Source organism: Rhizobacter sp. P1_G5, assembly GCF_056405435.1.
Genome location: NZ_JBFUCB010000972.1, coordinates 1 through 1432 on the forward strand (window position 1 = coordinate 1; position 1432 = coordinate 1432).

2 protein-coding genes are annotated in these 1432 nt (G+C 59.9%); both read right to left on the bottom strand.

All coding sequences use genetic code 11. The features are described from left to right. Positions 1-1183 (bottom strand): AAA family ATPase (locus AC1D12_RS33260; RefSeq protein ID WP_477845366.1); only part of this gene is annotated, 1183 nt, incomplete at its 3' end. A gap of 96 nt (positions 1184-1279) precedes the next feature. After that, on the bottom strand, positions 1280-1432 hold a 153-nt coding region (locus AC1D12_RS33265; RefSeq protein ID WP_477845367.1), incomplete at its 5' end, for an endoribonuclease YicC domain-containing protein.

The window sequence follows — 1432 nt, forward strand, 5'->3', positions numbered from 1 at the left end:
AGTCTGTCTGGCTCGCGCTCTGCTGCGCGATGATGTCGCGGTCAGGTGCGAGCTGGTTCATGCGCAGCAGCTCACCGGCGGAAAACAGGTGATTGCGCAACACTTGGCGAGAGGCTTCGTCCAACGGCGCAATTTTTGTTTCTCCGCCTTCCGAGATGACGGAGATGATCGAATCGGCATCGATGCCGCGGTCATCCAGCAGGTCGGGACTGTGACTGGTCACCAGAACTTGTGTTTGGTTGGAGGCATGAACCAGCACCTCGCGCAGGGCAGCGCTGGCCGCTGGATGCAGCGCAGTTTCAGGCTCTTCGATACCGATCAGCGTCGGGGAGTAGTCGACGTTGCTTTGCAGCAAGGCGGTCATCACGCCAAGCGCTCGCAGCGTGCCATCGGACATGTTCTGCGCCAGAAACTTCCAAGGGTGCTTGGCGCCGGCCATTTCCTGTCGAAACTCCAGCGTTTCCATGGGTCCGATGGACTTGCGCTCCATGCCATGCACCATTGGAACCACCGACTGAAGATACTCTTCGATGGTCTTCACACGATCGGGCGCGACGCGCTCCAGATGGCCGATCACACTGGCGATGTTCTCGCCAACGGGCTTGAGCAGGCGACCATCCTGCGGCTTTTGGAGTTCCCGCATCAGCTTGGGATTCAGGTTGTAAAAACCCATCGCTGTCAACGCATCGAATACAGGCCTGAATGCCGTGAAGCCCGATGCAGCTACCAAGGCGAGTCGGTCCGCCGTCACGGCTGGGAAGGTGGATTCGCTGCTGTCGCGCAGCTGACCTTTGGACATCCGAAAGAAGGGGCCTTTCCCGATCCCGGTGATGACGCACTCTTCATGCTGCACCTCATAGCTGCCGCTTGCCATCGCGCCGATGTCGAAGGCATATCGTCCCTCGCGACCATCTCGCAGGCGAAACTCAAGCCGAATGCCGAAATGCGTCGGATGACCACTGGAGCGGCGGCGCACTTCGTTCAAGCCGCCACGCTCGTTGATGGCGCTGTCCAAGGATCCAGCCAGGGCGTCTCGAACAAAGTGCAGCGCGTCCAGAAAGTTGCTTTTCCCGGCGCCGTTATGACCGACCAGGTAAGTCAGAGGATGCAGGCGCACATCGCAATGTCCGATGCTCTTGTAGTTGCGCAGCACCACACGTCGAATGCAAACGGTCTGGGGCATGTAAACCTCTCTGTCTTGAAGGAGTCGTGACGAACGTGCTCGCCGGGCATGTTCGCTACGCGTGTGCCCGGGGACTCGACACAAGGCTGGCGAACCTTACTCGAGGTTCTGCACCTGCTCCCGCAACTGCTCGATCGCGACCTTCATCTCCACCGAGATGTTGGTCAGCTCCAGCGTCGAGGCCTTCGAGCCCAGCGTGTTGGCCTCGCGCAGCAGCTCCTGGATCAGGAAGTCGAGCCGCTTGCCGAC